The sequence below is a fragment of the Streptomyces sp. NPDC111516 genome (assembly GCF_055635345.1).
Genome location: NZ_JBVKBV010000018.1, coordinates 55,873 through 80,292, shown reverse-complemented (window position 1 = coordinate 80,292; position 24,420 = coordinate 55,873). Strand labels below are relative to the sequence as shown.

Below are 24,420 nucleotides of genomic sequence, written 5' to 3'. Positions count from 1 at the left end.
GAGGAGACTCCTGTGTTCGCCACCCCCGCACCCCGCACCCGCGAACTCGGGACCGATGTCCTGGTGGTCGGTGCCGGTCTCGGTGGTCTCGCCGCCGCGCTGACCGCGGCCCGGTTCGGACACCGCGTCGTACTCACCGAGGCGACCGACTGGCCCGGTGGCCTGTTCACCGCTCAGGCGGTCCCGCTCGCCGACGGTCACCGCATCGAACTTGACCCCGTCTCTCCCGGATACCGCGATCTGCGCGAACGGATACGTGACTTCTACCGGCGCAACTACCCGCTGTGCCCGGAGCCGTTCGCCGACCCACTGCTCGACCCCGGCCTCAGTACCACCGGCCATCTCAGCCACGAGCCACGCGCCGCGCTCGCCGTCGTCCAGGAGCTGCTCACCCCGCATCTCGCCTCGGGCCGGCTCACCCTGCTGCTCCGCCACCGCCCGGTGGCCGCCCAGGCGGACGGGGACCGGGTGGCCGCGGTCACCCTGGAGGCCGCGGACGGCGCGCTGCTGACGGTCAGCGCCCCGTACGTCGTCGACGCGACGGACCTCGGCGAGCTGCTCGACCTCGCGGGCGTCGAGCACGTCACCGGCGCCGAGTCCCGCGAGGAGACCGGCGAACCGCACGCGGCCGCCGTTGCCGATCCGCTGGACCAGCAGCCGATCTCCTGGGTCCTCGCCCTGGACCACCGGCCCGGCGAGGACCACACCGTCGACCGGCCGGCCGACTACGGCCGTTGGTCCGACGCCTTCTCCTGGGACACCAGGGAACCCGGCGGCGCCCCGGCCCGCGCCGTGCCGCTCTTCCTGCACGAGCCGGACGAGGTCCCGCCCTGGGCCGCGCCGCCCAACGACCGCTGGCACCAACTGCGGGCGCTCGCCCGGAGCCGGTACCTGCCCGGCACCTTCGACAGCGACATCACCCTCGTCGACTGGGAGCAGACGGCCTACACGCGGCTGCCGCTCGCCGGACGCGGGGACGAGGTACGGGCCCGCGCCGAGCAGGAGGCCCGCGAACAGGCGCTGTCGTTCCTCTACTGGATGCAGACGCGGGCGCCCCGGCACGACGGCGGCCACGGCTACCCCGAGCTTCGCCTGCGGCCCGACGCGACCGGCACGGCCGACGGGTTCGCCAAGACTCCGCATGTACGCGAATCCCGGCGCATCCGGGCCGAGTTCACCCTGCTGGAGCACCATCTGACCGCTGCCGCACGGGCCGGGACGCCGGGCGCCGAGATCTTCACGGACAGCGTGGGCACCCTGCGCTCCCGGATCACCCTGCACCCGGGGACCGGTGGCGGCGCCGGCCTGGATCTGGAGTGCCTGCCGTTCCAGCTGCCGCTGGGCGCACTGCTGCCGGTACGGGTGGAGAACCTGCTCCCGGCCGGTCGGAACATCGGCGCGACGCATCTCAGCGCGCCCGCGCTCGGCGGGCACGCGGGCCAGTGGAGCATCGGCGAGGCCGTCGGCGCGCTGGTGTCGTACTGCCTGGAGCACCGGCTGCCGCCGCGCGCGGTCCGCGGGACCGAGCACCGGCTCGCTTCCTTCCAGAGCCGGTTGAGCGGTTCGCTCGGCCTCGCCCTCAACTGGCCGGACCGGCTCCGAACCGGTCCCGTGACCAGCGCCGGGGCGCTCTACGCCACCCTCTGAGACCCGCTGCCCTCCCTTCGGGGAGGGCACTTCTGGGACCTGCTGGAAAACGCTTACCCATCTTGGCGGCCCTTCGCCCCTCAGCCTGGACGGCCCTCTGTGACTGCGACTCCCTACCGTGTCCTGTTCGTCGGCGCGGGCAACATCGCCCGCGCCGTCCATATGCCCGCGTTCCTCGAACTCGCCTCGGACTTCTCGGTGGTCGGCGCCGTCGACGCCGATGCCACCGCGGCCCGCTCCTTCGCCGCCGACTTCGCGCTCCCCCACCACTCCACCGATCTCGCCGCGTCCCTGAGCGAGGTGCGCGCCGATCTCGTCGTCATCGCCTCGCCGCCCGTTGCCCACCGCGAACAGGTCGTCGCCGCCCTGGGGGCCGGAGCCTGGGTGTGGTGCGAGAAGCCGCCCGCACTGAGTCTCGCCGAGTACGACGCCATGACCGCGGCCGAGGGTGAGCGGGGCCCGTACGCCCCGATCGTCTTCCAGCACCGGTTCGGATCGGGCGCCGAGCACGCCAAGGCCCTCATCGCCTCCGGCGAACTGGGAGCACCGCTGGTCGCCCACTGTCAGACCACCTGGTACCGCGACGACACCTACTACGCGGTCCCGTGGCGCGGGAAGTGGGCCACCGAGGGCGCGGGCCCCGCCATGGGACTCGGCATCCACCAGATCGATCTGCTGCTGGAACTGCTCGGGGACTGGGCCGAGATCCGGGCCATGGCGGGCCGGCTGGCCCGCGATGTCGAGACCGACGATGTCACCATCGCCACCGTCCGCTTCGCCTCGGGCGCCCTCGCGACCGTGGTCAACAGCGCCCTCTCGCCGCGTCAGCTGAGCCATCTGCGGATCGACCTGCGGGACGCGACGATCGAGCTCGACCATCTGTACGGGTACGGCAACGGCGACTGGACCTACACCCCGGCGCCGGGTGTCGAACCCGGCCGGGCGGCCGACTGGGCCTGCCCCGCCGAGGATGTCCCCAGCTCGCACGGCGCACAGCTCCGTTCGCTCCTGGCCGACATGCGGGCGGGCCGACGGCCCAGGGCGAGCGCCGGGGACGGCCGCCGTTCCCTGGAGCTGATCACCTCGATGTACAAGGCGGCGCTCACCGGACGCCCCGTCCTGGCCGGTGAGATCGGGCCGGACGACCCGTTCTATACGGCACTGCACGGCTCCGTGCCCGGCTGGGTGCCCGAGGAGCCGGGGCGATGACCGGCCGCGGGGAGCACCACGTCGACCGTGCCCTGCTGCTCACCTTCGACGACCGGCACGTACGCGAATGGGCCGCCGCCGCACCGCTGTTCACGCTCTACGGCGCCCGCGTCACCTTCTTCATCTGTAAGCCCGACCGGCTGCTCCTCACGCTCTTCGAGCGGCTGCGCGGTGGTGTGTGCGCCGACCGCCGCGCCGATCCGGACCTCACCGCCGAGCTGCGTGTCCCGCCCGGCGACATCCCCGCCCGGCGGTTCCTGCCGGGGTGCTCGGTGGCCACCACCCCGTCGCACACATTCCTTCAGAGGGGCCCTTTCACTCATGCATGATGACCGCACACTGACCGAGGAACGGCTCGACCGCGCCCTGCGCGAGCGCATCCGCCCCGCCGTCCATCCCCGTACGGCGCCCCTGGAATTCGAGGTCTGGCACGCCCCTGGCGAGCCGGTGCCGTTCGCCGAGGCGGTGGCCGCCGCCTTCAAGCCCGGCGCCATCGGCGACGACTGGGGACCGGCCTGGGGCACCAGCTGGTTCCGGGTGACCGGCCGCGTCCCGGCCGACTGGGCCGGTGAGACCGTCGAAGCGGTCATCGACCTCGGTTTTGCCCGGGACCGGCCGGGGTTCTCCGCCGAGGCGCTGGCCCACCGGCCGGACGGTGGCGTGGTCAAGGCGCTCAACCCGCGCAACACCTGGCTGCGCGTCGGCGAACCGGTCGCGGGCGGCGAGGAGTTCACGTACTACCTGGAGGCGGCCGCCAATCCGGAGATCCTGGACGGTGTCAGTGCGCTCGGCGACCGGCAGACCGCGGGCAGCGAACCGCTGTACCGCGTCGAGCGGATGGACGTCGCGGTCTTCGACCGGCAGGTCTGGGAACTGGTCCAGGACCTGGAGGTGCTCGACCAGCTGATGCGGCAGCTGCCGCTCGGCTCCGCCCGCCGCTGGGAGATTCTGCGCGCGGTGGAAGGCTGCCTGGATGCACTGGACCTGGACGCCGTGGGCGCGAGCGCTGCCGCCGCCCGGCAGCGGCTGCGCCCCGTGCTCTCCTCCCCCGCGCACGCCTCCGCCCACCGTTTGTCGGCGGTGGGACATGCGCACATCGACTCCGCGTGGCTGTGGCCGCTTCGGGAGACGGTGCGCAAGGTCTCCCGCACCACCTCCAACGTGGTCGCGCTGATGGACGACCATCCGGAGTTCGTCTTCGCGATGTCGCAGGCCCAGCAGCTGGACTGGCTGCGGGAGCATCAGCCGGCGTTGTACGCGCGGGTCAAGGAGAAGGCCGCGGCCGGACAGTTCGTGCCGGTGGGCGGGATGTGGGTGGAGTCCGACACCAACATGCCGGGGTCGGAGGCGCTGGCCCGGCAGTTCGTGTACGGCAAGCGGTTCTTCCTGGAGGAGTTCGCGATCGAGACCCAGGAGGTGTGGCTGCCCGACTCGTTCGGCTACTCGGCGGCACTGCCGCAGTTGGTGGTGCTCTCCGGGTCGCGCTGGTTCCTCACCCAGAAGATCTCGTGGAACACCACCAACCCGTTCCCGCACCACTCCTTCCTGTGGGAGGGACTGGACGGCACCCGGGTGTTCACGCACTTCCCGCCGGTGGACACCTATGTCGCGGAGCTGTCCGGCGAGGAACTCGCCCACGCCGAGCGGAACTTCCGGGACAAGGGGCACGCGACGCGCTCGCTGGTCCCGTTCGGCTGGGGGGACGGGGGCGGCGGCCCCACCCGCGAGATGCTCGCGCGCGCCGAGCGGCTCAAGGATCTCGAGGGCTCGCCCCGGGTGACGGTCGAGAGGCCCGCGGACTTCTTCGCCGCCGCCGAGGCCGAGTACGACCGGCCGCCGGTGTGGCTGGGTGAGCTGTATCTGGAGCTGCACCGCGGTACGTACACCTCCCAGGCGCGGACCAAGCAGGGCAACCGGCGCAGCGAGCATCTGCTGCGGGAGGCGGAGCTGTGGGCGGCCACCGCGGCGGTGCGGACCGGGCTCCCGTATCCGCACGAGGAGCTGGACCGGATCTGGAAGAGCGTGCTGCTGCACCAGTTCCACGACATCCTGCCGGGTTCGTCCATCGCCTGGGTGCACCGTGAGGCGGAGGCGACGTACGCCCGGATCGCCGAGGAGCTCGAAGGGGTGATCGACGCGGCGCAGCGGGCCCTGGCCGGTGCGCCGGACGACGGTGGCACGGTCGTCTTCAACTCCGCCCCGCACGGCCGCGCGGGTGTGGCGGCGGGGGGCGCGGCGCTCGCGCCGGAGCAGCCGGAGCGGCCGGTGGAGGCCGAGGCGTACGACGGTGGCTTCCGGCTGGACAACGGGCTGCTCCGGGTGACCGTGGACGCGCGGGGTCTGGTGGTCTCGGTCGTCGACCTGGTGGCCGGCCGCGAGACCGTCGCCCCGGGCTGCGCGGCGAATCTGCTCCAGGTCCACCCGGATCTGCCCAACCGCTGGGACGCCTGGGACGTCGATGCCTTCTACCGCAACACGGTGACCGATCTGGCCGAGGCGGACGTGGTGCGACGCAGCGGTGACGGCGTCGAGGTGGTGCGTACCTTCGGGTCGTCCCGCGTCACCCAGCTGCTGACGCTGCGGCCCGGGGCCCGGCGCCTGGACATCGACACCGAGGTCGACTGGCACGAGCAGGAGAAGTTCCTCAAGGCGGCGTTCCCGATCGATGTGCGCGCCGATCACTCCACGGCGGAGACCCAGTTCGGGCACATCCAGCGGCCGACGCACACCAACACCAGCTGGGACGCGGCGAAGTTCGAGATCTGCGCCCACCGCTTCCTGCACGTCGGTGAGCCGGGCTGGGGTGCGGCGCTGATCAACGATTCGACGTACGGGCACGATGTGACCCGTACGGTCCGGGAGGACGGTTCCACCACGACCACGGTGCGGCTGTCGCTGCTGCGGGCGCCCCGCTATCCGGACCCGGCGACCGACCAGGGGGTGCACCGGCTGCGGTACGCGCTGCTGCCGGGGGCGACGATCGGTGACGCGGTGCGTGAGGGCTGGCAGTTCAGCCTCCCGGAGCGCCGGGTGCCGGGGAGCGCCGCGGTGGCACCGCTGGTCTCGGTCGACGACGACGCGGTGGTCGTGACGGCGGTGAAGCTCGCGGACGATGGCAGCGGGGATGTGGTGGTCCGGCTCCACGAGGCCCACGGCGGACGTGTCTTCGCACGTCTGACGGCGGGCTTCGCGTTGGCCGGGGCGAGCGTCACGGACCTCCTGGAGCGTCCGCTCGCCGACGAGGCCGCCGAGGTGGAGGGCGATGCGGTGCGGCTGCGGCTGCGGCCGTTCCAGATCGTGACACTGCGGCTCACGCCGAGCGACGACGCGTGAGAGCCTGTCGGGTGGCCCTCGATCGTCGTGGCCGCCCGATCAGAGGTCACCCGGCAGGCTCTCAGGCGTGCGGGGCAGGTGCGCACCGCTGCGCGCCCGCCCCGTACCCTCTCTTCCATGAACGCTGGGGGGCCTGTGCGCCGTGTGATCGACAACCGTTTCGAGCTGGTGAGCAGGCTCGGCAGCGGCGGTATGGGAATGGTCTGGCGGGCGCACGACCTCGCGCTGCACCGCGATGTGGCGCTCAAGGAAGTACGGCCCCCGGACCCCGCGCTCGCCGAGAACGACCCGGAGTCGGCCCGGCTGCTGCGCGAGCGGGTGCTGCGTGAGGCCCGTGCGTTGGCCCGGCTCGACCACCCGGGTGTCGTCACGGTGCACCACATCGTGGACGGCGGCGAGCACACGTACCCGTGGATCGTGATGGAGCTGGTGCCCGGTGCCTCGCTCGCGGAGCGGCTCGCCGAGGGAACGCTCAGCCCCGTCGAGGCCGCCGAGCTCGGCCGCGGGGTGCTGTCCGCGCTGCGTGCCGCCCATGCCGCCGGCATCCTCCACCGTGACGTCAAGCCCGCCAACGTATTGCTGCGGACCGACGGCAGCCCGGTCCTCACGGACTTCGGCATAGCCGCGATCCGTGAGTCGACCAGCCTGACGGCGACCGGCTCCATCATCGGTTCCCCCGACTACATGGCGCCGGAACGGATTCGCGGCGAGGAGGGCGATCCGTCGTCGGACCTGTGGTCGCTCGGCATGATGCTGTACGTGGCCGTGGAGGGCGTGCATCCGCTGCGCCGGGCGACCACGCTGGCGACGTTGGCGGCCGTGCTCGACGAGGAGATCCCGCCGCCCCGGCAGGCCGGTCCGCTGGCCCCCGTGCTGGCCGCACTGCTGACCCGCGATACGACGGCGAGACCAGGGCCCGCGGAACTGGACCGGATGCTGGCGGCGGTGGGTGAGCCGACCGGGGCGCCGCGGACTCCCGAGCCTCCCCGGGACGCCGTCCCGCCGCGCCGCGAACCGGTGACGCCGCAGGACGCTGTGGCGCCCGGTCACGCGCCGGTCGTTCCGACCACGGTCCTGCCCACCGCCCCCGTCCGTCGTCCCGTCGCCACACCCGACCGTCCGCGGCCCGGGTCGCTGGGCTCGGGCGAAATCCGCCACCGGGTGCGACGGAACCGGGCCTTCGCGATCTCGACGGCTCTGGCGGGCACCGCCCTGACCGGTGTCCTGGTGTGGTCGCTGCTGCCCGCCCCCGACACGAACGCCTCCGGCGGCACGCCCTCCGCCTCGGATCGCTCCCCCAGCGGCCCGTCGGCCTCCGGGACGGAGAAGGCCGAGGAGGCGAACAAGACGAACGGGGCGAGGACCGAGGATCTGCTGACGCCCGCCGGGGCACGGTCCGTCATCGCCGCGCTCAAGCCGGTGATGGGCGGCAGCCGGGTCACCTCGTTCGCGCTGTACGAGGATCGCGCGCGGATCGAGGCCCCGGTCAGGAAGAACAAGAACCTGTACGACGTCTACGCGTACGAGAACGGAGAAGCCACCCGCGAGCGAGCGGGCGGCACCCTCATGCCGGGTGCCAAGGCGGTGGACCTCGAAAAGTTCAACTGGGACGCGCTCCCGGGACTGATGCGCCGGGCGGACAAGAAGCTCGGCGTCACCGAACCCACCAGCCACTACGTGAACATCGATCCGGCCTCCCCGTTCGACGACTACCAGCCGACCCTCAGCGTCTACGTCTCCGACGAGTACGGTGGCGCCTACCTGAGGGCCGACATCAACGGCAAAGTGCTCAAGGAGTATCCGCGCAACGGCTGAGCCGAATCGGCCTCAGCCGGCCAGCCGGACCAGTACCAGCAGTACGGCCGCGAACACCACGCCCGTCACCAGCGTCCGGAAACCGGCCGGAAATCCCCCGACGCGGCGCTTCGCCTCGGCCGGCGGGGTGAGGCTGCTCGCGCGGGCCAGCCACTCGCGCGGCGGGTTGTTGGGGATGACGACCCGCCAGGGCTGCTCGGGGTCGTACTCGACGACCGCCTTGGATTTGTGCAGCAGCCCTTGCAGGTCGAGGGGGTGACGGACCTCGACCCGGTACGGGGGCAGATCGTCCGGCACCACCGTCAGGTCGAAGGCGAACACGGTGTTCACCGCCTGCCCGTCGGCGGCCGGCCGGCCGTTCGCCTTGTTCACGGCCTTCACTCCGTGGACCACGGCGGGAGCGAAGGCGCGCGGACCGCCGGAGCGCAGCCCGGGGAGAGCGATGCCCGATCTCGAGTCCTCGGCCACCTTCCCGAACGCCGTCAGCGCCAGGGCCGTCACGGGAAGACCGGTCATCAGCAGCCAGCGGGGGCCGTCCACGGCGCCCTGGACCACCGCGGCGAGGGCGAGCCCGGTGCCGAGCGCGGACACCAGGCTGAACAGGGTGAAGAACCTGCGCAGGGAAGAGAACCGGGATGCCGACGTGGTCATGTGAGGGGCAGCACCTTGCGTCGGGGAATGACGACCCTGGTGCGGTCCGGGTCGTCGGGGCGGTCGGCGTCGTACAGGGCGAGGACGTCCCGCTCGAGGGCGACGCGTTCCACGACGGCCGGGACCTCGTGGCGCACCCCGGCCGTGTCGTCGAAGACCACGGTGACCTCACCGTACTTGCGGCCCACCGACCGCCAGCCCTTCAGCACCGCGTCGGCCGTGGTGTAGCGGCGGGAGAGCCTGCGCAGCCCCGCGGTGCGCCGCAGGCTGACGGCCGCGCCCCACCATGCGGCGAGGCAGCCCACGCCCGCGACGGACCACAGGAAGGTGAGCCAGGCGGAGACGGAGAACTCACCGAACGGGAAGAAGATGTGGAAGGAGGTGGTGGTGCCGTACTCGACCTGATTCTCCGCCAGCGCGTCGTACCAGCCGGCGACCGCGGCGACGGCGCAGAGCGCGACCATCGCCCCGGGCGCGGCACGGTGCAGGAAACGGGCGGAGAGCAGACCGAGGACGACGGCCGAGCCCAATCCGACGATCGGGGCCGCCGACGCGAACTGGTCGCTGGCACAGCCTCCGGTCCCGTCACAGGACCATTGCACGGTGGAGGCCTCGTGACTGGCGATGTACCACATCATCCAGACCTGCCACACCATCAGCGCGCAGGCGACGGCCCGCATCACCTGCCCGTAGGCTCTCTGCCGCACTGTCCGCCCTCGCCCCTGCCATGTCGCGGGGCCATGACGTGCCCCGAGGGACGATATACGTGCTGTCCACAGTCTGTCCGTGATCCACACCACCCGCCGGACCGCGACGGGGGCTCAGCCGGCCTTGTCCAGGGTCTTCGGCACCCAGCGGAGTTGAGCAGCCTCTTGGAACATGGCACCGCCTTCGTGCCCGTTGAACGGGTAGACCTCGATCTTCTTCTCACCGCGGTACGCGTTGTGGGCGGCGAAGACCGTGGACGGCGGGCAGATCTGGTCCATGAGGGCGACGGAGAACAGCGCGGGTGCTCGGCCTCTCGCGGCGAATGACACCCCGTCGAAGTACGACAGGGTACGGAAAACGGTCTCCTGCTTGCCTCGGTGCATCTTGAGGTAGCGGGCTATCTCCGCGTACGGGTCGGCGTCGGTGAGGGTGACGGCCCGCTCGAAGTGGCAGAGGAACGGGACGTCGGTGGCGATGGCCGCCATGTCGGGGACCAGTCCGCCGACCGCGAGCGTGAGGCCACCGCCCTGGCTGCCGCCGAGCGCGACCGTGCGGGTGGGATCGGCGAGTGGATGGGAGCGGGCCGCTTCCACGGCGCGCACGGCATCGGCGTAGACCCGGCGGTAGTAGTAGCTCTCCGGGTCCTCGATGCCGCGGGTCATGAAGCCGGCGTGGGAGGGGCCGGAGCCGACCGGGTCGGGTGTGTCACCGACGTTGCCGCCGCTGCCCTGGCCGCGCACGTCCATGATGAAGTGGGCGAAGCCCGCCAGTGGCCACAGGCCCCAGCAGTGCGGGAGGCTGCGGCCTCCGTTGTAGCCGTGGAACTGGACGACGAGCGGTAGCGGGCCATCGGCGTGCGCGGGGGCGCTGAACCAGCCCTTGACCGGATGGCCGCCGAAGCCGGCGAACGTGGTGTCCCAGGTGCGCAGGCCGGTCAGTCCCGTGTCGACGGGTTCGAAGGAGACGGCGGGGTCGTGGGCGCGGGTCTCGGCCAGGGTCTTCGACCAGAAGGCGTCGAAGTCGTCGGGTTCGTCGATCCGCGGCCGGTAGTCGCGCAGTTCGTGGAGCGGCAGGTCGAACAGGGCCATGTTGCTGTTCTCCTCGTGGTGTGCCAGGTGACGGTCTCGCATGGAGCGGCGGGGCCGGGTGCTGTCAGGTGCACCCGGCCCCGCCCGTTCATCGGTGGGTTCAGTCGGTCAGTTGGACGGCCCGCAGGCCGGTGGCGCTCTTGGAGTTGTTGGTGATGCCCGAACCCCACTCGGACCAGCCGCGCCCCCGGCCGTCGTCGTCGAAGTCGTTGACGGCGATGCCGAGTCCGATGGACGCGGTCGGCTTGCCGCTGAGGCCGAGCGAGGCCCACGGCACCGTCACCGTATAGCGGGTGGTGGTGCCGTCGCGGGTGATCTGGGCGGTGGCACCCGGGGTCGGCCCGGCGGTCTGGCCGGACGGCGGCCGCCAGGTGTAGACCTGCGGCCTGCCGCCCACGAGCGAGGCGCCGACCTCGACGTACTGCCGACTGCGGCCGGGCAGTTGGGGGGTGACGGCGAACTGGATGCTGTCGCCCTGCCACATGTTCTCGGCGGTGGTGGCGGGTTGGGCGAGGACGTTGTCGGTGATCTCGCCCTTCAGCACGAGTCCGGCGTCGGTGTACTGGGGTCGGATGGTGCCGGAGAGGTCGGCCGCACCCTGGTAGCCGCCCGCGAAGTACAGCTTGCCCTGAGCGGCGATGTCGATGGGCGTGGCGGTGTCCGTACCGGCGGGCTGCACGGCGCCCCAGCCGTTCCAGGTGCCCACGGGGGTCCTGGTGCCGTCGGGGGTACTGATGTAGGCGGCCGTCCAGTAGCGGTTCCAGGGCTTGATGTTGCGCGCGTCCACGGTGTACGAGGTGCTGGACTCGGTGCCGACCTTGATCGGTCCGTCGATGGTGCCCCGGTCCAGATAGGCGGTGCCCTCGTTCACCTGCCACTCCAGCTTGGTGAGGTCGAGCGCGGAGCGGGCACGGTTGTTGGTGACGGTGACCTCGAGTCCGGCGGCGAACGGCGCCGCCTTCTTCACCACCGGGTCGAAGGTGACCTCGGTCGGGGGCACCACCTCGGTGTCGGAGGTGATCCGGCCGAGGGTCAGCGGTCCCGCTCCGACCGTGCCACTGACCGAACGAGCCCCGGTCAGGGACGAGGTGGGCAGTTCCACCGTCTTGCGGGTGACCTTGCCGGGCCGCGCGATCAACCGGTACTCGGCCCCGGCGATCCGGAAGTCGACGCGCGGCGGCATCGGAGTGTGCCCTTTGGTGCGGTCCACCTGGAGCACCGCGCCGACGGTCTCCTCCGTGTTGGAGCGCTTCGGCAGTGCGAGGGAGAAGACGGGAGCGGTCACGGCCTTGACGGCGGTCACCGCGCCCTTGACGTACAGCACCTTTCCGTCGACACCGAGCTGCACCTTGCCGCCGGCCGGGGTGTAGGTCTTCGCGTGGCCCAGCTGGTCGGTGACGGTGAGGGGGCCGGCGGCCGAGAGCTCCACGGTTCCGGGTGTCGTCGCGGTCGTGTACAGCGCCCGGACGGTGTCGGCGCCGGTGCCGAAGCGGTACGAGCGGACGGCGTCGGAACCGGCGTCGTCACGGCCGGTGTAGGCACGGCCCGCGATCTGGCGGATCAGGACGCCCTCGGTGATGACGGACGGCTTGGGCTGCCAGGCCTTGACGTCGGCGGTGGGGCGCTTGAATCCACCGAAGTTGTGTTCCTTGTTGGTGGCGTCGGTGCCGTCGTTGGTGAGGTCGTACCAGTAGTAGCGGTTGACACCCGAGGCGAACGAGAAGATCTGGGCACGCGGCAGGTACTCGGCCTGCACGGCCGGGGTGACGCCGTCGCTGTGGGTGGGGTAGCCGTTCTCCGTGATCCACAGCGGGAAGTTCTTGCCGCCCGCCGCGTCCAGATCGGCACGCACCTGCGGCAGCTTCGCCAGGGCTTCCTCGGGCGGCCTCGGGTAGCCGTATTCGTGGACGCTGAGCGCGTCCATGTGGTCCAGGCCACCGATCGCGTACAGCCGCTTCAGCCAGTCGGTCTGGAGACCGGCCAGGCCGCCGCCCACGACGGTGGCGTCCGGCACCTTGGCGTGCACCTTGCCGAAGCTCGCCTTGAGCAGCTTGAGGTAGCAGTCGGCGGTGATGCCGCAGGTGCCGTTGTTGAAGCCGGTCGAGTTGTACTCGTTGTAGATCTCGACCTCCTTCGTGGACTGCTGGTACTTCTCCACAACGGCGGCGGTGTACTTGCCGTAGGCCTCCAGCGCCACGTCGGACGCCGGTGTCCGGTTACTGTCGTACAGGGGGTTCCGGTAGGCGGAGATGGGCAGGGCGGTCAGCCCCTGCGTCTTGGCGTAAGGGATGTGCTGGTCGGTGGAGTAGCCGCTCCAGGTGTACTCGCCGGCAGTCTTCTCGATGGCACTCCAGTTGATGTCGGAGCGTATCCCGTGCATGCCCATCAGCTTGACCGAACGCAGCAGCTTCTGGTCGTCGCCGTCGTTCCATCCGTAGTGGATGCCGGTGCCGAAACGGGTGTCCTTCTGCTCGTGGCCGGCCAGCGCGTTCAGTACGCCGAAATTGGCGGTACGGGTGGTGGCGCCCGCGGTCGCGGTGAGCGTGTAGTAGCCGCTGCCGAGCTTGGTGACGTCGACGGTGGCCGTGCCGCCCGAGACCGGTGCGGTGCCCGACGCGACGGTCAGGCCCTGGTCGTCGATGGCCTTCCAGGCCACCGAGGCCTCGTCGGAGGCCAGGGTGATCTCCGCCTGCCCCTTGACGAAGATCAGGTCGGGCGAGGTGACGGTGAGGGTGCCGGCCGCGTGGGCGGCCGGGGCCGTGCCGGGCAGGGGCGCTGCCACCAGCAGACAGCCGAGCAGGGCGGCGGCGCCGCCCCATACGGCGGGACGTCTGGAGCGGCCCGCTACTCTGGCCGGAACCAGTGGACCTGGCCGGATCGTGCCGTTCTGTTCCATCGAGGCATCCTCTCGATCGGATCGGCGCGGTGCGTATCGGTGGTTCCCGGGTGGTGGTGTGCTCCGTCGGGCTGTACCCCGGCGGAGCACACCGGCCCGTTTGCCGTCGGCGCGCACCGCTGCCGCCGTCGGCCGCGCGGACCGGGTCCGCGCGTGTGCCCGGGGTGGAACTCATCCCTTGAGGCCGGTGAAGCCTCCCCCGCCGCGTACGATCTGCCGCTGGAAGACCAGGAACAGCACGAGCGGCGGCAGGATGGCGAGCAGCATCCCGGCGATGAGCAGCGACTGTTCCGCGGTTTCCGCGAGGCGCGGCAGAGCGGCGGAGATGGGCTGCTTCTCGGTGTCCGGGATGACGATCAGGGGCCAGAGGAAGTCCTTCCAGGAGTTCATGACCGTCAGCAGGGTCACCACCGCGAGGATCGGCCGCGACATGGGCAGCACGATCCGGCGGAAGATGATGAACGGGCCCGCTCCGTCGACCTTGGCGGCCTCGAAGAGTTCGCGCGGGATGCCGTCGAAGAATTTCATCACGATCAGCACGGTGAAGGCGCCGGCGGCGTGCGGCAGCCAGACGCCCCACGGGCTGTTGGCGAGCGAGATGCCGAGGCCCGGCAGGTCGAGCACGGTGAGGTAGAGCGCGACCAGGGAGATGGAGCCCGGGATGAAGAGGGTGGCGAGCACCATCCACCGCACTGGCGCCGCCCACTTGGGACACAGCACGGACAGGACGTAGCCGCCGGTGGTGGCGACGACGAGGTGTGCGACGACCGAGCCGGTGACCAGCACCACGGTGTTCCAGAGGTACTGGCCGACCTGGAGTTCGTTCCAGGCGCGGGAGAGGTTGTCCCATTGCGCGTGGTCGGGCCAGAGCGCCAGCGGATCGCGCAGCAGCTCCCGGGTCGGTGAGACGGCGCCCTTGAACGTCCAGTAGAGGGGTGCGGCGCCGAAGGCGAGCAGCAGCAGGAGCGAGAGGGTCTGCACGGAACGGAGCGAGAATCGTACGGAGGTCCGCCGCCGGTCGGCGTTGGATATGAGTCCGCGTCCGCTGTCCTCGGCGGAGTTCCTGCGGCGGCTGCGAAGGGGGATCTGTACGGCCATCAGTTGCTCCAGTTCCTCGTCGCCCGCAGATAGATCGCCGAGAGCACGCCGAGCACGAGGGCCAGCATCACGCTGAGCGCGGTCGCGGCTCCGAAGTCACCGTTCTGGAAGGCGTAGTTGTAGATCAGCATCAGGACGGTGAGGGTGGAGTCCTCCGGGCCGCCGTCCGTCATCACGAAGGGTTCGGTGAAGACCTGCAGGGTGCCGATGATCTGGAGCAGCAGCATGATCAGGATGACCCCGCGCAGCGACGGCAGCGTGATGTGCCAGACCCGGCGCCAGATGCCCGCCGCGTCGATCTCGGCGGCCTCGTACAGTTCGGCCGGTACGGAGCCGAGCGCCGCCAGATAGATGATCACCGTGGAGCCGAAGCCCGCCCAGGTGGCTTCCAGGACGATCGACAGCATGGCGGTGTCGGTGGACTGCAGCCAGGGGTACGGGCCGAGGCCCACATGGGCCAGCAGTTGGTTGAACAGGCCGGCGTCCGGGTCGTAGAACACCTTCCAGAGCAGGACGGACACGACCGGGGGAATCGCCACCGGAAGGTAGGCAAGGATACGGAACAGCGTGCCGCCGCGCCGCAGTTCGGCGATGAGCACGGCGAGGAAGAGTGGTACCGGGAAGCCGATCACCAGGGCGAGCAACGCGAACAGCCCGGTGTTCTCGACGGCCGTCCACAGCAGCGGGTCGTCCAGCACATGCTGGAAGTTGTCCAGGCCCACCCAGGTGGCGGGGCCGACCAGATTGGTCTGCTGGAAGCTGAGCTGCACACTCTGGACGATCGGCCACCAGGAGAAGTAGGCGAAGCACAGCACCATCGGCAGGCCGAACAGGATGGTGGTGACACCTCCTTGCCTGACCCAGCGGACGAAGCGCTCCGCCGGGCCGCCGCGCCGCGGGGAGGCGGTGCGCGGTGGCCCGTCCACTGTCCGCGGCCGGACCGCGGAGGGGTCGGCGGAACGCTTCTGCGTCCGGTTCTTCTGGGTGCGGTTCCCGGCGGGCGCCGCAGGCGCGTGTGACCTGCTCATTGACGTCTCCTCGCCTCTCTTCGTGCTGTGCTCATGCCTGATGTGCCGGACACGCTCCGGTGCCGTGACCGGCAAAGCTTGCCGGGAGGGGTACTAGTTCTGCGCGCGCTCCACCTGGGACTTGACCTGCGCGGCGGCCTTCTTCAGCTGCTCGGCCGGGTCGGCGTCCTGGCGTGTCAGTACGGCCTGCACGGCGCTGTCGAGGGCCTTGTAGACGTTCTGCGCCTCGACGGGCGGCTCGATGGCCAGCTCGTACTCGCCCAGCGCCTTGGTGTACGGGGCGAAGTGCGCGACGGGCACGTTGGCCAGCTTGTCGATCGCGGCCTGGACCGGGGCGGCGATGACCGGCTTGTAGAACGGGACGGTCGGCGCACCGACGACGGCGCCGTCCTTCTTCATGGACGCCGCGTCCTTCTCGCCGAGCGCGACGTCGTACTTGGGGGCGAGGTAGTAGAAGTCGATGAACTTCGCCGCGGCCTCACGCTGTTGCCGGGTGGCCCTGGGGCTGACCACGGCGACGGCGCCGCCGGCCAGGGTCCGCCTGCTGCTGCCGTCCGTGGGCATGGCTGAGAGCCCGATGGTCTCCGGGTCGCCCTTGTACTGCAGGACGTAGTGGCTGATGATGCTGGGCCCGGCGATCGTCATGCCGATCTTTCCGGCGGAGAAGTCCTTCTCCATGTCGGTGATGCTGCGCAGCTGGTTCTTGCCCATCGACTGATCCGTCCAGCGCATCTCCTTGAGCGCCTTCAGGGACTTCTCGGCGCCGCTCCCGGACCGGTCGAAGGTGTTGGCCCACTTGCCGCCGGACTCCTCCTGCATGTTGTCGCCGAAGGAGTAGGCCATGGCGGTGAGCATCCAGCCGCCGGCGTTCTCCTTGGTCATCTGGGCATAGCCGGTGGCATCGGTCTTCTCGGAGATCGCCTTGGCCGCGGCACGGACCTCGGGCCAGGTGGTCGGCGGCTTGTCGGGGTCGAGTCCGGCCTTCTTGAAGAGATCCCGGTTGTAGACCAGTCCGAGCGCGTACTCCTCGGTGGGTATGCCATAGATCTTGCCGTCCAGGCCCTTCGTGGCGCCGAGCACCACCTGGTTGAAGTCCTCGCTGTGCTTCAGCCCCTTGAAGTCCGCAGTGAGATCGGCGATCTGCTTGCGCTTGATCAGGCCAGACATCTCGGTCAACGGCACCCGGACGACCGTCTCCAGGCTGCCGCCGCCCACCTTGGTCTGGAAGCTCTGCTGGTCGTACTGGTACTCGTTCGTCTTGATCTTGATCTTGGGATTGGCCTTCTCGAACTCCGCCACCCGCGCGTTGAAGATCTTGAGCGCGGCCGCGCTGGTGGCCGGCGGGCGCCCGGAGACCGTGATGGTCACCGCACCGTCCCCGGCGGTGTCACTGCCGGAACCGGAACACGAGGCAAGCACGCAGACGAGCGCACCCGCGGTGACGCCCGTCAGGGCGATGCGCAGGGAGGGTCTCATCGGGGACTCCATTCAAGGGCAGACCGGAACTTGACTGGAAAGCGTTTTCCAGCCGGGGTCACCTTGCACCGCCCGATATCGCTGCGTCAATGGGTCAGGGACGGACTTCCGACCCGGAGGTTCGCCGTATACCCCTTGCCGGAGGGTTGACGTCGGCCTAGCCTCTGGAAAACGTTTCCCAAGCATTGCCGGAGATCGTCGGGTCCGACGATCGCGAGCTGGAGGACATCCCGTGCACCCTGCCTGGTCGGTCGCCGAGTACGACCGTGCCCTGCTGCGAGCAGCCCTGTCCGAGGGTGACCGCCGCTGGGACCCCGAGGCGAACCTGCTGCAGGTCGAAGCCCCGTACAACCCCATCCACACCCACATCAAGGGCGGTCTCGCACACCCCACCCACAACTCCCTGCAGTACGCGCTGCTCCTGCTGGAACGGGGCGGCGCCGGCGACGCCGAGCGCGCCCACGACGCGATCCTGCGGGTCGCGGGGCTCCAGGACCGGTCCACGGAGAGCCCCACCTACGGCATCTGGGGCTACTACGCCGAGGAGCCGGCGGCGGAGATGGACCCGGCCGACTGGAACTGGGCGGACTTCCTCGGCATCCATCTGCTGTTGATACACGCCCGGCACGGCGACCGTCTGCCACCCGAGGTGCTGCATGAACTCCGGGAGTCGGTACGGCACGCGGCGGCGTCGATCGTCCGCCGGAACGTCCACATGACGTACACCAATGTCGCCGTGATGGGCACCTTCGTCACGCTTTCCGCCGGGAGACTCCTCGACGACGAGGCGCTGTTCGCGTACGGCAAGGACCGTATGGTGCGGTTGTGCGAGGCGATCGACAGCACCGGCAGCTTCACCGAGTTCAACAGCCCGGCCTACTGGGGTGTCGTGTTCCAGACGCTGACCCTGATCAGGGAGCACGTCCGGGACGACGAGGTGCTGGAGCTCAACGACCGGCTGCACGACCGGCTCTGGCTGCACTTCCTGGCCCGCTGGCATCCGCCGACCCGTCAGCTCTCCGGCCCCATGGCCCGCTGCTACAGCAACGATCTGGACGTGCCACCGTTCCTGGTGAAGGCGGTACGGGGGGTGCTGGGCACCCCGGAGATCGGCCCGGTCGGGGGAGAGATGTCGATCGGTGTCCATGCCTGCGTGGACTACCGGATGCCCGACTGGGCGTTGCCGCGGCTACTGGAGCTGGAGGGTGAGCACGAGCACCGGGAGCTCTTCGCCGAGAGCCCGTCCCCGGAGACGGGAACCACCTGGCTGGACGCGGTCACCACGCTGGGCAGCGTCAACCACCAGGACACCTGGCTGCAGCGGCGTCCGCTGTTCGGCCACTGGGTACGCCCCGACGGAACCTCCGGGCATCTGCACGTCCATCTGGTCAAGGACGACGGCGCGGAGGACTTCGACTTCGCGTCGGGTGTCCTGTCCACCGTGCAGAGCGGCCCGCACGTGGCCTGGCTGACAGGCTTCGCGTGCCCGGCGGGCGACCGGCACCACCACCTCGACATGATCGAACCGGGTGACACGTTCCGCGCGCGATCGCTGCGCCTGGTGGTCGACGCGGTCGGGGCGCCGCCCGTGGCGGAGACGTCCGCGGTCGACGGCGGGGTCGATCTCGACCTGGGTACGGCACGGCTGGGCTTCAGGCTGGCCGGGGGCGGATTCGGCGGCCGCACACCGACGGTCCGGCTGGTTCCGCTCGCCGACGGGGTACGGATCGAGGTCGTCCTCTTCGAGAGCGCGACCCCGGTCGAGCTGGACTGGGCGACGCTCGGCGACACGTTCGCGGCGGGTTCGCTGTCCCTCGTCCCGGCCGGTACGGAGCGGGGCGTGGATCCGGCGCCGGAACCCGAGGTGGAGAGGGTCGACGACTGCGCCGAGGTGCGCTGGACGACCCCACGGGGGCACCGCCTCACACTGCGCGGCGGCCGGTCGGTGGTGTCCCGCGAGGAGCACGCCGCGCTGTACTGCGCGACGCTGGACGGCGCGGCAGCGCCCTCGCCCCGTCTGTCGGAGTCCCGGCTGGTTCGGTAGGCCCGCCGGAGAGTGCCGCTCCGGTCCGGGGCCGGAGCGGGACTCTCCCGGCAGGGGGGGCCGGCGCGGTCGCCGCACTCCCTGTCGGGCCGAGCGCCGACTCCTCTTCCGGGGCTGCCGCACCCACCGTCAGGTGTGTGCGGCAGCCGGCACCCTCGTCTTGCACAACACACTGATCGGTGACGTCCTGACGGCGAAGCCATCCGGCCGTTTCGACAACACCGCGAGGTGCCGTGCCAGGCGTCGCGCCCCCGACCGTGGCGGATTCGTGTCAGATGGCCGTGCCGCTTCCGCTGTCGGTGGCGCGGCGCCTGCGGACCGCCGCCATGATGCCCGCGCCGGTCAGGATGCTCACGCCCGCGAGTCCGCCGAGACCGGCCAGGACCAGGGCGCTGGTGCCCATCGAGGCCATGCCCGACTTCGCCGGTGTCCGGTCTCCGGCGGCCTGTCTGATCAGATCGGCGACGACGTCGGGGTGCGAGATCATCGCGGCGTGGGAGGAGTCGACCTCGATGGTGTGCGATTTGGCGCGCTTGGCCTCGAAGCGTTCGAGGTCCGGGGCGATGGCCTTGTCGCGGGTGGCGACCAGCGCCCAGGACGGGATGGTCCGCCAGGCCGCCGCAGTCGCCTTGTCCATGAACGCGGCTCCGTTGATGGGGCGTTGGGCGGCGGCCAGCGCGGCCGCGGTGTCCGACGGCACGTCCGCCGCGAAGACGTCGTGGAACTTCTCGGGCCGGATGTACAGGTCGGTGCCCTCCTTGCCGCCGGGGCCCAGGAACGGCACCGGCTTCAGGGCCGTGTTCAGATCGCTGCCGGCGAACTTCGCGCCCAGATCCGCCAGCCTCTCCCCCTTGTCCGGCATGAACGCGGACACGTACACCAGCGACTTGACGTTCGGGTTCCCGGCGGCGGCGCTGCCGATCACCGCACCGCCGTAGGAATGCCCGGCCAGCACGATCGGGCCCCTGATGCCCTTCAGGACGTCGGCAATGTGCGCGGAGTCACCGGCGAGCCCGCGCAGCGGATTGGCCGGGACCGAGACCTGGTACCCGGCACGTTTCAGACGTTCCACCACGCCGTTCCAGCCCGAGGCATCGGCGAACGCGCCGTGTACCAGCACCACCGTGGGCTTGGCGCCGGCCGGATCGCCCCCGCCGTCGGCTGCGACGGCGGGTACGGGGGCCGCGGCAAGGGCGGCCGTGGTGAGCGCTGCGGCGAGGGTCTGCGCGCGACGCCCGCGTATCCGTCTCCGCGGGGCGAGGAGGGTTGAGACGGTCATGCTGTTCTCTCTTCGTCGTGGAACGGTTGGTTGGGCTCAGCGTCGCCAGGCCCGGCCGGAACAGCGCGACACGAGAAGCAGGGGAGTGAAGACCGCCGACGTTCGAGTGAGATATGAACGACGCAGAGTGACGATGCGGTTGGGCCCTGCCGCTCCTCGTACGCCGTGGTACCCGTCGCACGAGGAGCGTCGGCGGACCGGGTGAGGTATTCCGGAAGCATGGCTTCCCGGCGATTCCTGCAATCGTTCCGCGAGTCCGGACAGCGCAGGAACTCACTCGTGGCGGTGCCGTTCGCGCTGATCGCCCTCGTCACGGTGGTGGACCTGGTCTCGCCGCCGGATGTCCATCTCGGCCCGTTCCTGGTGGCGGCACCCGCGGTGGCCGCCTCGTTCACCGGGCCGCACATGACGGCGTTCGTCGGTGCTGTCGCCGTGCTGGCCCAGACCCTCGTGGCCGTCGAGCGCGACGCTCTCGGCGACCTCAACCACATCTACCAGATCGTCGCGCTCGTCCTCATCTCTGCCTTCGTCACCTTCTTCGCCCACCTGAGAGAACGGAACGAGCAGGCGGTGACGCAGCTGCGTTCGGTGGCCGAGGCGGCGCAGCGTGTGGTGCTGCGGCCGTTGCCCGCACGAAGTGGTCCACTGCGCATCGCCTCGGTCTATCTGGCCGCGGAGGCGGAGGCGCAGATCGGGGGCGATCTCTACGCGGCCGCCCGCACCAGCGACGGCACCCGGCTGATCATCGGTGATGTACGTGGCAAGGGGCTGTCCGCGATCGGTGAGGCAGCAAGCGTGCTGGGTGCCTTCCACGCTCTGTCCCGCCAGGAGTCGCAACTGCCGGATCTGGTGGCGCATCTGGAGGTGAGCGTCGCACCGGACCAGAGCTTCGCCGTCCACGACCTCGGGGACGGGGGCGACGACGAGGATCTCGCGGAGTCCTTCGTCACCGCGGCCGTTCTCGACATCCCTGATACCGCCGCCGAGCTCCACCTCGTCAGCTGCGGTCATCCACCGCCGCTGCTGCTGCGCGCGGGCGAGGCGATCCCGCTGCACGTGCGGGTGCCCGCCCCGCCGCTCGGTCTGGCGCACCTGCTGGTCACCGAACACACGGCGGAGACGTTCACCTTCGGTGTCGGCGACACCCTGCTTCTGTACACGGACGGTGTCATCGAGTCCCGGGACCGGTCGGGGGTCTTCTATCCGCTCCGGGAACGGGCCGCGTCCTGGTGCGGTCAGGCCCCGGAACCCCTGCTGAAGTCGCTCTGTGCCGATCTCGTCCACCACGTCGGCGGCCGCCTGGGCGACGACGCGGCTCTGGTCGCCATCGAACGGCTCCCGGCTCCGGGGGGACCGCCATCGGGTGACGGCCTCCGCGTGATGGCACCTCGGTGACCTCCGCCGACCCGTGCCGCCTCAGTTCTGGCTGCCTCGCAGCCGACGCGATACGGCACGCAACCAGGGGTGGCGTTCGTGCACGTGAGCCGCACGTCGGTCGAGCTCCTTGCCCAGGCGTTCCGTACGCTTGTCGATGTCGAGCTCGTCCAGAATCCGGTCCACTTCGGCAAGCAGGGCTCCGTGCAACTGCCACTGTCCGGGGTGTTCCTGAACGGCCTCAAGAAGCAGGTCCGCCACCCGGTCCCGGGTCGTGCGGCTGACGGCGAGTGCGCGGGCGAGCCGGTCCTCCGCCTCCTCGGCGTTCTCCGCGAGCGGAGTGGTGATCAGCTCCGAGAAACTCTCGATGGCTCCGGCCATCTGTCCGAACAGCTCCCTCAGGGAGGCGGCCACATCGGCGGGGAACAGCGTCTCCTCGGTACGGGCCCTGGCCAGGTCGGTCAGGGTGCGGGACAGCACCCGCAACACCACGGCGCAGATCTCCAGGGTGTCCAGACCGGTGCGCAGCACGACCCGGTACAGCAGTCCCTGCCGGACGCGCGGATTGAGCGTGAGGCCTTCCTCGGCCTGCCGCAGCGAGGCGTCGACCTCCACGATGTCGTGGTCCAGCCGGCGGGCCTCGTGGAGCCGGTCGGCCGCCCGCTGGAACGAGATGTGACCCCCGACGTCCTCCCCCATGGCACGGAACATGCGTCCCATCGCCCGGGCCAGGTTGTCGATGGAGGCGCCCGCGGGCTGTACCCACACCGGTGGCGCGAAGAGCAGGTTGAACAGCAGTCCCACGCCCGCCCCGATCAGGGTCTCCAGCACGCGGTCCCATGCGGTGTACGCGACCTGCGAGACGCCCAGGACGAGCATCGCGCTGATCGCCACCTCGGGTACGAACTCGTCGACCCGCACCAGCCGCCCGATGATCAGCGAGGCGAAGATCGTCAGCCCGAGGCTCCACCAGCTGAGGCCGACCAGGGCGCTGAGCGCGGTGGCGATGAGCACCCCGACAACGACCGAGTTCACCCGGCGGATCCCGGTGGTGAGGGTCGCGTAGAGGGTGACCTGTACGACGAGGAGCGCGGTGAGCGGTGCCGTGAGCGGTGCCGGATTCGACAGGGTCCACACCGCCACGACGTAGGCGATGACGGCGGCCGCCGTGGAACGCAGGGTCTGCGCCCCGACGGGTTCGGTCGTGCGCCGGACTAGCTTGATCACGGGCTCGGATACGGATACTGCTGGCATCTCTGTCCCATGCCCGCCCGCACGCCGTCACACCGCCTCGGCGCACCGAACCCCACCGTACGGCCGTGCCCGTACGCGTCGGATGCGCCGACGTCGAACGGCACGGGCGACGGCGCAGCCGGGCGCGCGCTCCCTGCCAGGCAGCGGCGAGTCCGCCGCGCCCGGCCAAGACCGGTCGGTCCAAGGCAGCCCGCGCCCGGCGGGGCTCCTGGGAACCCCCGTACGGTGGCACCCGTCTCGTCCTCTCGCCTCCTGGAGCACGCATGACCTTCGACGTCGACGCTGTCCGCGCCCAGATCCCCGCCCTCAAGTCGGGCTCCGCCCGGTTCGACGCCCCCGGCGGCACCCAGACACCGCAACCGGTGATCGACGCCATCGCGGACGCACTGGCCAACCCGCTCGCCAACCGGGGACGTACCACCGAGGGCGAGCGCAACGCGGAGGCGGTCGTGATCCGCGCCCGCCGCGCGCTGGCCGACCTGCTGGGTGCCGATCCGCGGGGCATCGTGTTCGGCCGCAGCTCCACCCAGCTCGCCTACGATCTGTCCCGCACCCTGGCGAAGAACTGGGGCCCGGGCGACGAGGTGGTCGTCAGCAGCCTCGACCACGACTCCAACATCCGCCCCTGGATCCAGGCGGCCGAGGCCGTGGGCGCCACGGTCCGCTGGGCGGAGTTCGACCCGGCCACCGGTGAACTGACGGCCGATGACATCGCCGCCGTGCTCTCCGCGCGCACCCGCCTGGTCGCCGTGACCGCGGCGTCCAACCTCATCGGTACGCGCCCGGACATTCCCGCCGTCGCCGACGTGGTGCACCGGGCAGGGGCCCTGTTGCACGTCGACGCGGTGCACTACGCCTCGCACGCCGCCGTCGACCTGCGCGGTCTCGGAGCCGACTTCCTGGTCTGCTCGCCCTACAAATTCCTCGGCCCCCACCTGGGCGTGCTGGCGAGCCGTCCCGAGTTGCTGGAGACGCTGCGGCCGGACAAGCTGCTGCCCTCCACCGACGCGGCTCCCGAGCGCTTCGAACTGGGCACCCTGCCGTACGAACTGCTGGCCGGGGCCGCTGCGGCGGTGGACTTCCTCGCCACGCTGGCCCCCGGGATCGCCGGCACCCGGCGGGAACGGTTGCTCGCCGCCTTCGCGGCGATCGAGGCCCATGAGGACGCCCTGCGGGCCCGTATCGAAAAGGGACTGGCCGGCCTCGGTGGCATCACCGTGCACTCCCGGGCCGCGCACCGCACCCCCACCCTGCTGCTGACCCTGGCCGGCCACAGCGCCACCGCCGCCTCCCAGTACTTGGCGGAGCGGGACATCGACGCCCCGGCCGGATCCTTCTACGCGCTGGAGGCCTCCCGCAGGCTCGGACTCGGGGAGGTGGGCGGACTGCGGATCGGCCTGGCGCCCTACAGCAGCGAAGAGGACGTCGACCGCCTGTTGGACACCCTCTCCGACCTCCTCGGCACCGCGCCCGCCGACGGCTGACCCGGCCGCACCGTGGCTGGCCCCCGGTCCCGCTGC

General features: G+C 70.8%; 17 protein-coding genes. 8 read left to right on the top strand and 9 right to left on the bottom strand.

The annotated features are described in order from the left end of the window. Positions 1 to 12 precede the first annotated feature (12 nt). The 5 genes from ACZ7L9_RS27845 to ACZ7L9_RS27825 all read left to right on the top strand — a co-directional run bounded on the left by ACZ7L9_RS27845 (position 13) and on the right by ACZ7L9_RS27825 (position 8,004). Positions 13 to 1,647 (top strand): FAD-dependent oxidoreductase, encoded by a 1,635-nt coding sequence (locus tag ACZ7L9_RS27845; protein WP_471419340.1) that lies wholly within the window; start codon positions 13 to 15, stop codon positions 1,645 to 1,647. 99 nt (positions 1,648 to 1,746) lie between these two features. Then, complete coding sequence (locus ACZ7L9_RS27840) at positions 1,747 to 2,856, top strand: Gfo/Idh/MocA family protein (protein WP_471419338.1); 1,110 nt, start codon at positions 1,747 to 1,749, stop codon at positions 2,854 to 2,856. Further along, positions 2,853 to 3,185 (top strand): hypothetical protein, encoded by a 333-nt coding sequence (locus tag ACZ7L9_RS27835; protein WP_471419336.1) that lies wholly within the window; start codon positions 2,853 to 2,855, stop codon positions 3,183 to 3,185. Before ACZ7L9_RS27840 ends, ACZ7L9_RS27835 begins: the two co-directional genes overlap by 4 nt. Next, a complete protein-coding gene (locus tag ACZ7L9_RS27830) occupies positions 3,178 to 6,189 on the top strand; it encodes an alpha-mannosidase (RefSeq protein WP_471419334.1) in 3,012 nt (1,003 codons plus the stop codon). Before ACZ7L9_RS27835 ends, ACZ7L9_RS27830 begins: the two co-directional genes overlap by 8 nt. A 117-nt stretch (positions 6,190 to 6,306) precedes the next feature. Continuing rightward, positions 6,307 to 8,004, top strand: coding sequence for a serine/threonine-protein kinase (locus ACZ7L9_RS27825; RefSeq protein ID WP_471419332.1), 1,698 nt, complete (start codon positions 6,307 to 6,309; stop codon positions 8,002 to 8,004). Between the two features lie 12 nt (positions 8,005 to 8,016). On the opposite strand, the gene ACZ7L9_RS27820 is transcribed toward ACZ7L9_RS27825, so the two are convergent. The 7 genes from ACZ7L9_RS27820 to ACZ7L9_RS27790 all read right to left on the bottom strand — a co-directional run bounded on the left by ACZ7L9_RS27820 (position 8,017) and on the right by ACZ7L9_RS27790 (position 16,949). Beyond that, positions 8,017 to 8,655 (bottom strand): hypothetical protein, encoded by a 639-nt coding sequence (locus ACZ7L9_RS27820; protein WP_471419330.1) that lies wholly within the window; start codon positions 8,653 to 8,655, stop codon positions 8,017 to 8,019. Then, the gene (locus tag ACZ7L9_RS27815) at positions 8,652 to 9,362 is read right to left on the bottom strand and encodes a hypothetical protein (protein ID WP_471419328.1); all 711 of its coding nucleotides are present in this window, start codon (positions 9,360 to 9,362) and stop codon (positions 8,652 to 8,654) included. Before ACZ7L9_RS27815 ends, ACZ7L9_RS27820 begins: the two co-directional genes overlap by 4 nt. 114 nt (positions 9,363 to 9,476) lie before the next feature. After that, entirely contained in the window at positions 9,477 to 10,451 is a 975-nt protein-coding gene (locus ACZ7L9_RS27810; RefSeq protein ID WP_471419473.1) for an acetylxylan esterase, read from the bottom strand. 100 nt (positions 10,452 to 10,551) lie between these two features. Then, positions 10,552 to 13,347, bottom strand: a complete 2,796-nt coding sequence (locus ACZ7L9_RS27805; RefSeq protein WP_471419326.1) for a hypothetical protein — start codon at positions 13,345 to 13,347, stop codon at positions 10,552 to 10,554. A gap of 171 nt (positions 13,348 to 13,518) precedes the next feature. Further along, the gene (locus ACZ7L9_RS27800) at positions 13,519 to 14,445 is read right to left on the bottom strand and encodes a carbohydrate ABC transporter permease (protein ID WP_471419324.1); all 927 of its coding nucleotides are present in this window, start codon (positions 14,443 to 14,445) and stop codon (positions 13,519 to 13,521) included. Next, on the bottom strand, positions 14,445 to 15,473 hold the full coding sequence (locus ACZ7L9_RS27795; RefSeq protein ID WP_471419322.1) for a carbohydrate ABC transporter permease: 1,029 nt from the start codon (positions 15,471 to 15,473) through the stop codon (positions 14,445 to 14,447). The genes ACZ7L9_RS27800 and ACZ7L9_RS27795 overlap by 1 nt, the downstream gene beginning before the upstream one ends. 93 nt (positions 15,474 to 15,566) lie before the next feature. Further along, complete coding sequence (locus tag ACZ7L9_RS27790) at positions 15,567 to 16,949, bottom strand: extracellular solute-binding protein (protein ID WP_471419320.1); 1,383 nt, start codon at positions 16,947 to 16,949, stop codon at positions 15,567 to 15,569. Between the two features lie 232 nt (positions 16,950 to 17,181). Between ACZ7L9_RS27790 and ACZ7L9_RS27785 the strand changes: the two genes are divergently transcribed. Next, on the top strand, positions 17,182 to 18,993 hold the full coding sequence (locus ACZ7L9_RS27785; protein ID WP_471419319.1) for a hypothetical protein: 1,812 nt from the start codon (positions 17,182 to 17,184) through the stop codon (positions 18,991 to 18,993). A 271-nt stretch (positions 18,994 to 19,264) separates the two neighbouring features. Here ACZ7L9_RS27785 and ACZ7L9_RS27780 read toward each other — a convergent pair whose 3' ends face one another. Continuing rightward, positions 19,265 to 20,272, bottom strand: coding sequence for an alpha/beta fold hydrolase (locus tag ACZ7L9_RS27780; RefSeq protein ID WP_471419317.1), 1,008 nt, complete (start codon positions 20,270 to 20,272; stop codon positions 19,265 to 19,267). Between the two features lie 219 nt (positions 20,273 to 20,491). Between ACZ7L9_RS27780 and ACZ7L9_RS27775 the strand changes: the two genes are divergently transcribed. Continuing rightward, entirely contained in the window at positions 20,492 to 21,667 is a 1,176-nt protein-coding gene (locus ACZ7L9_RS27775) for a PP2C family protein-serine/threonine phosphatase (RefSeq protein ID WP_471419315.1), read from the top strand. A 21-nt stretch (positions 21,668 to 21,688) separates the two neighbouring features. Here ACZ7L9_RS27775 and ACZ7L9_RS27770 read toward each other — a convergent pair whose 3' ends face one another. Further along, a complete protein-coding gene (locus ACZ7L9_RS27770; RefSeq protein WP_471419313.1) occupies positions 21,689 to 22,900 on the bottom strand; it encodes an FUSC family protein in 1,212 nt (403 codons plus the stop codon). Positions 22,901 to 23,163: 263 nt separating this feature from the next. On the opposite strand from ACZ7L9_RS27770, the gene ACZ7L9_RS27765 reads away from it, so the two are divergent. After that, complete coding sequence (locus tag ACZ7L9_RS27765) at positions 23,164 to 24,384, top strand: cysteine desulfurase-like protein (protein WP_471419311.1); 1,221 nt, start codon at positions 23,164 to 23,166, stop codon at positions 24,382 to 24,384. Positions 24,385 to 24,420: the final 36 nt, after the last annotated feature.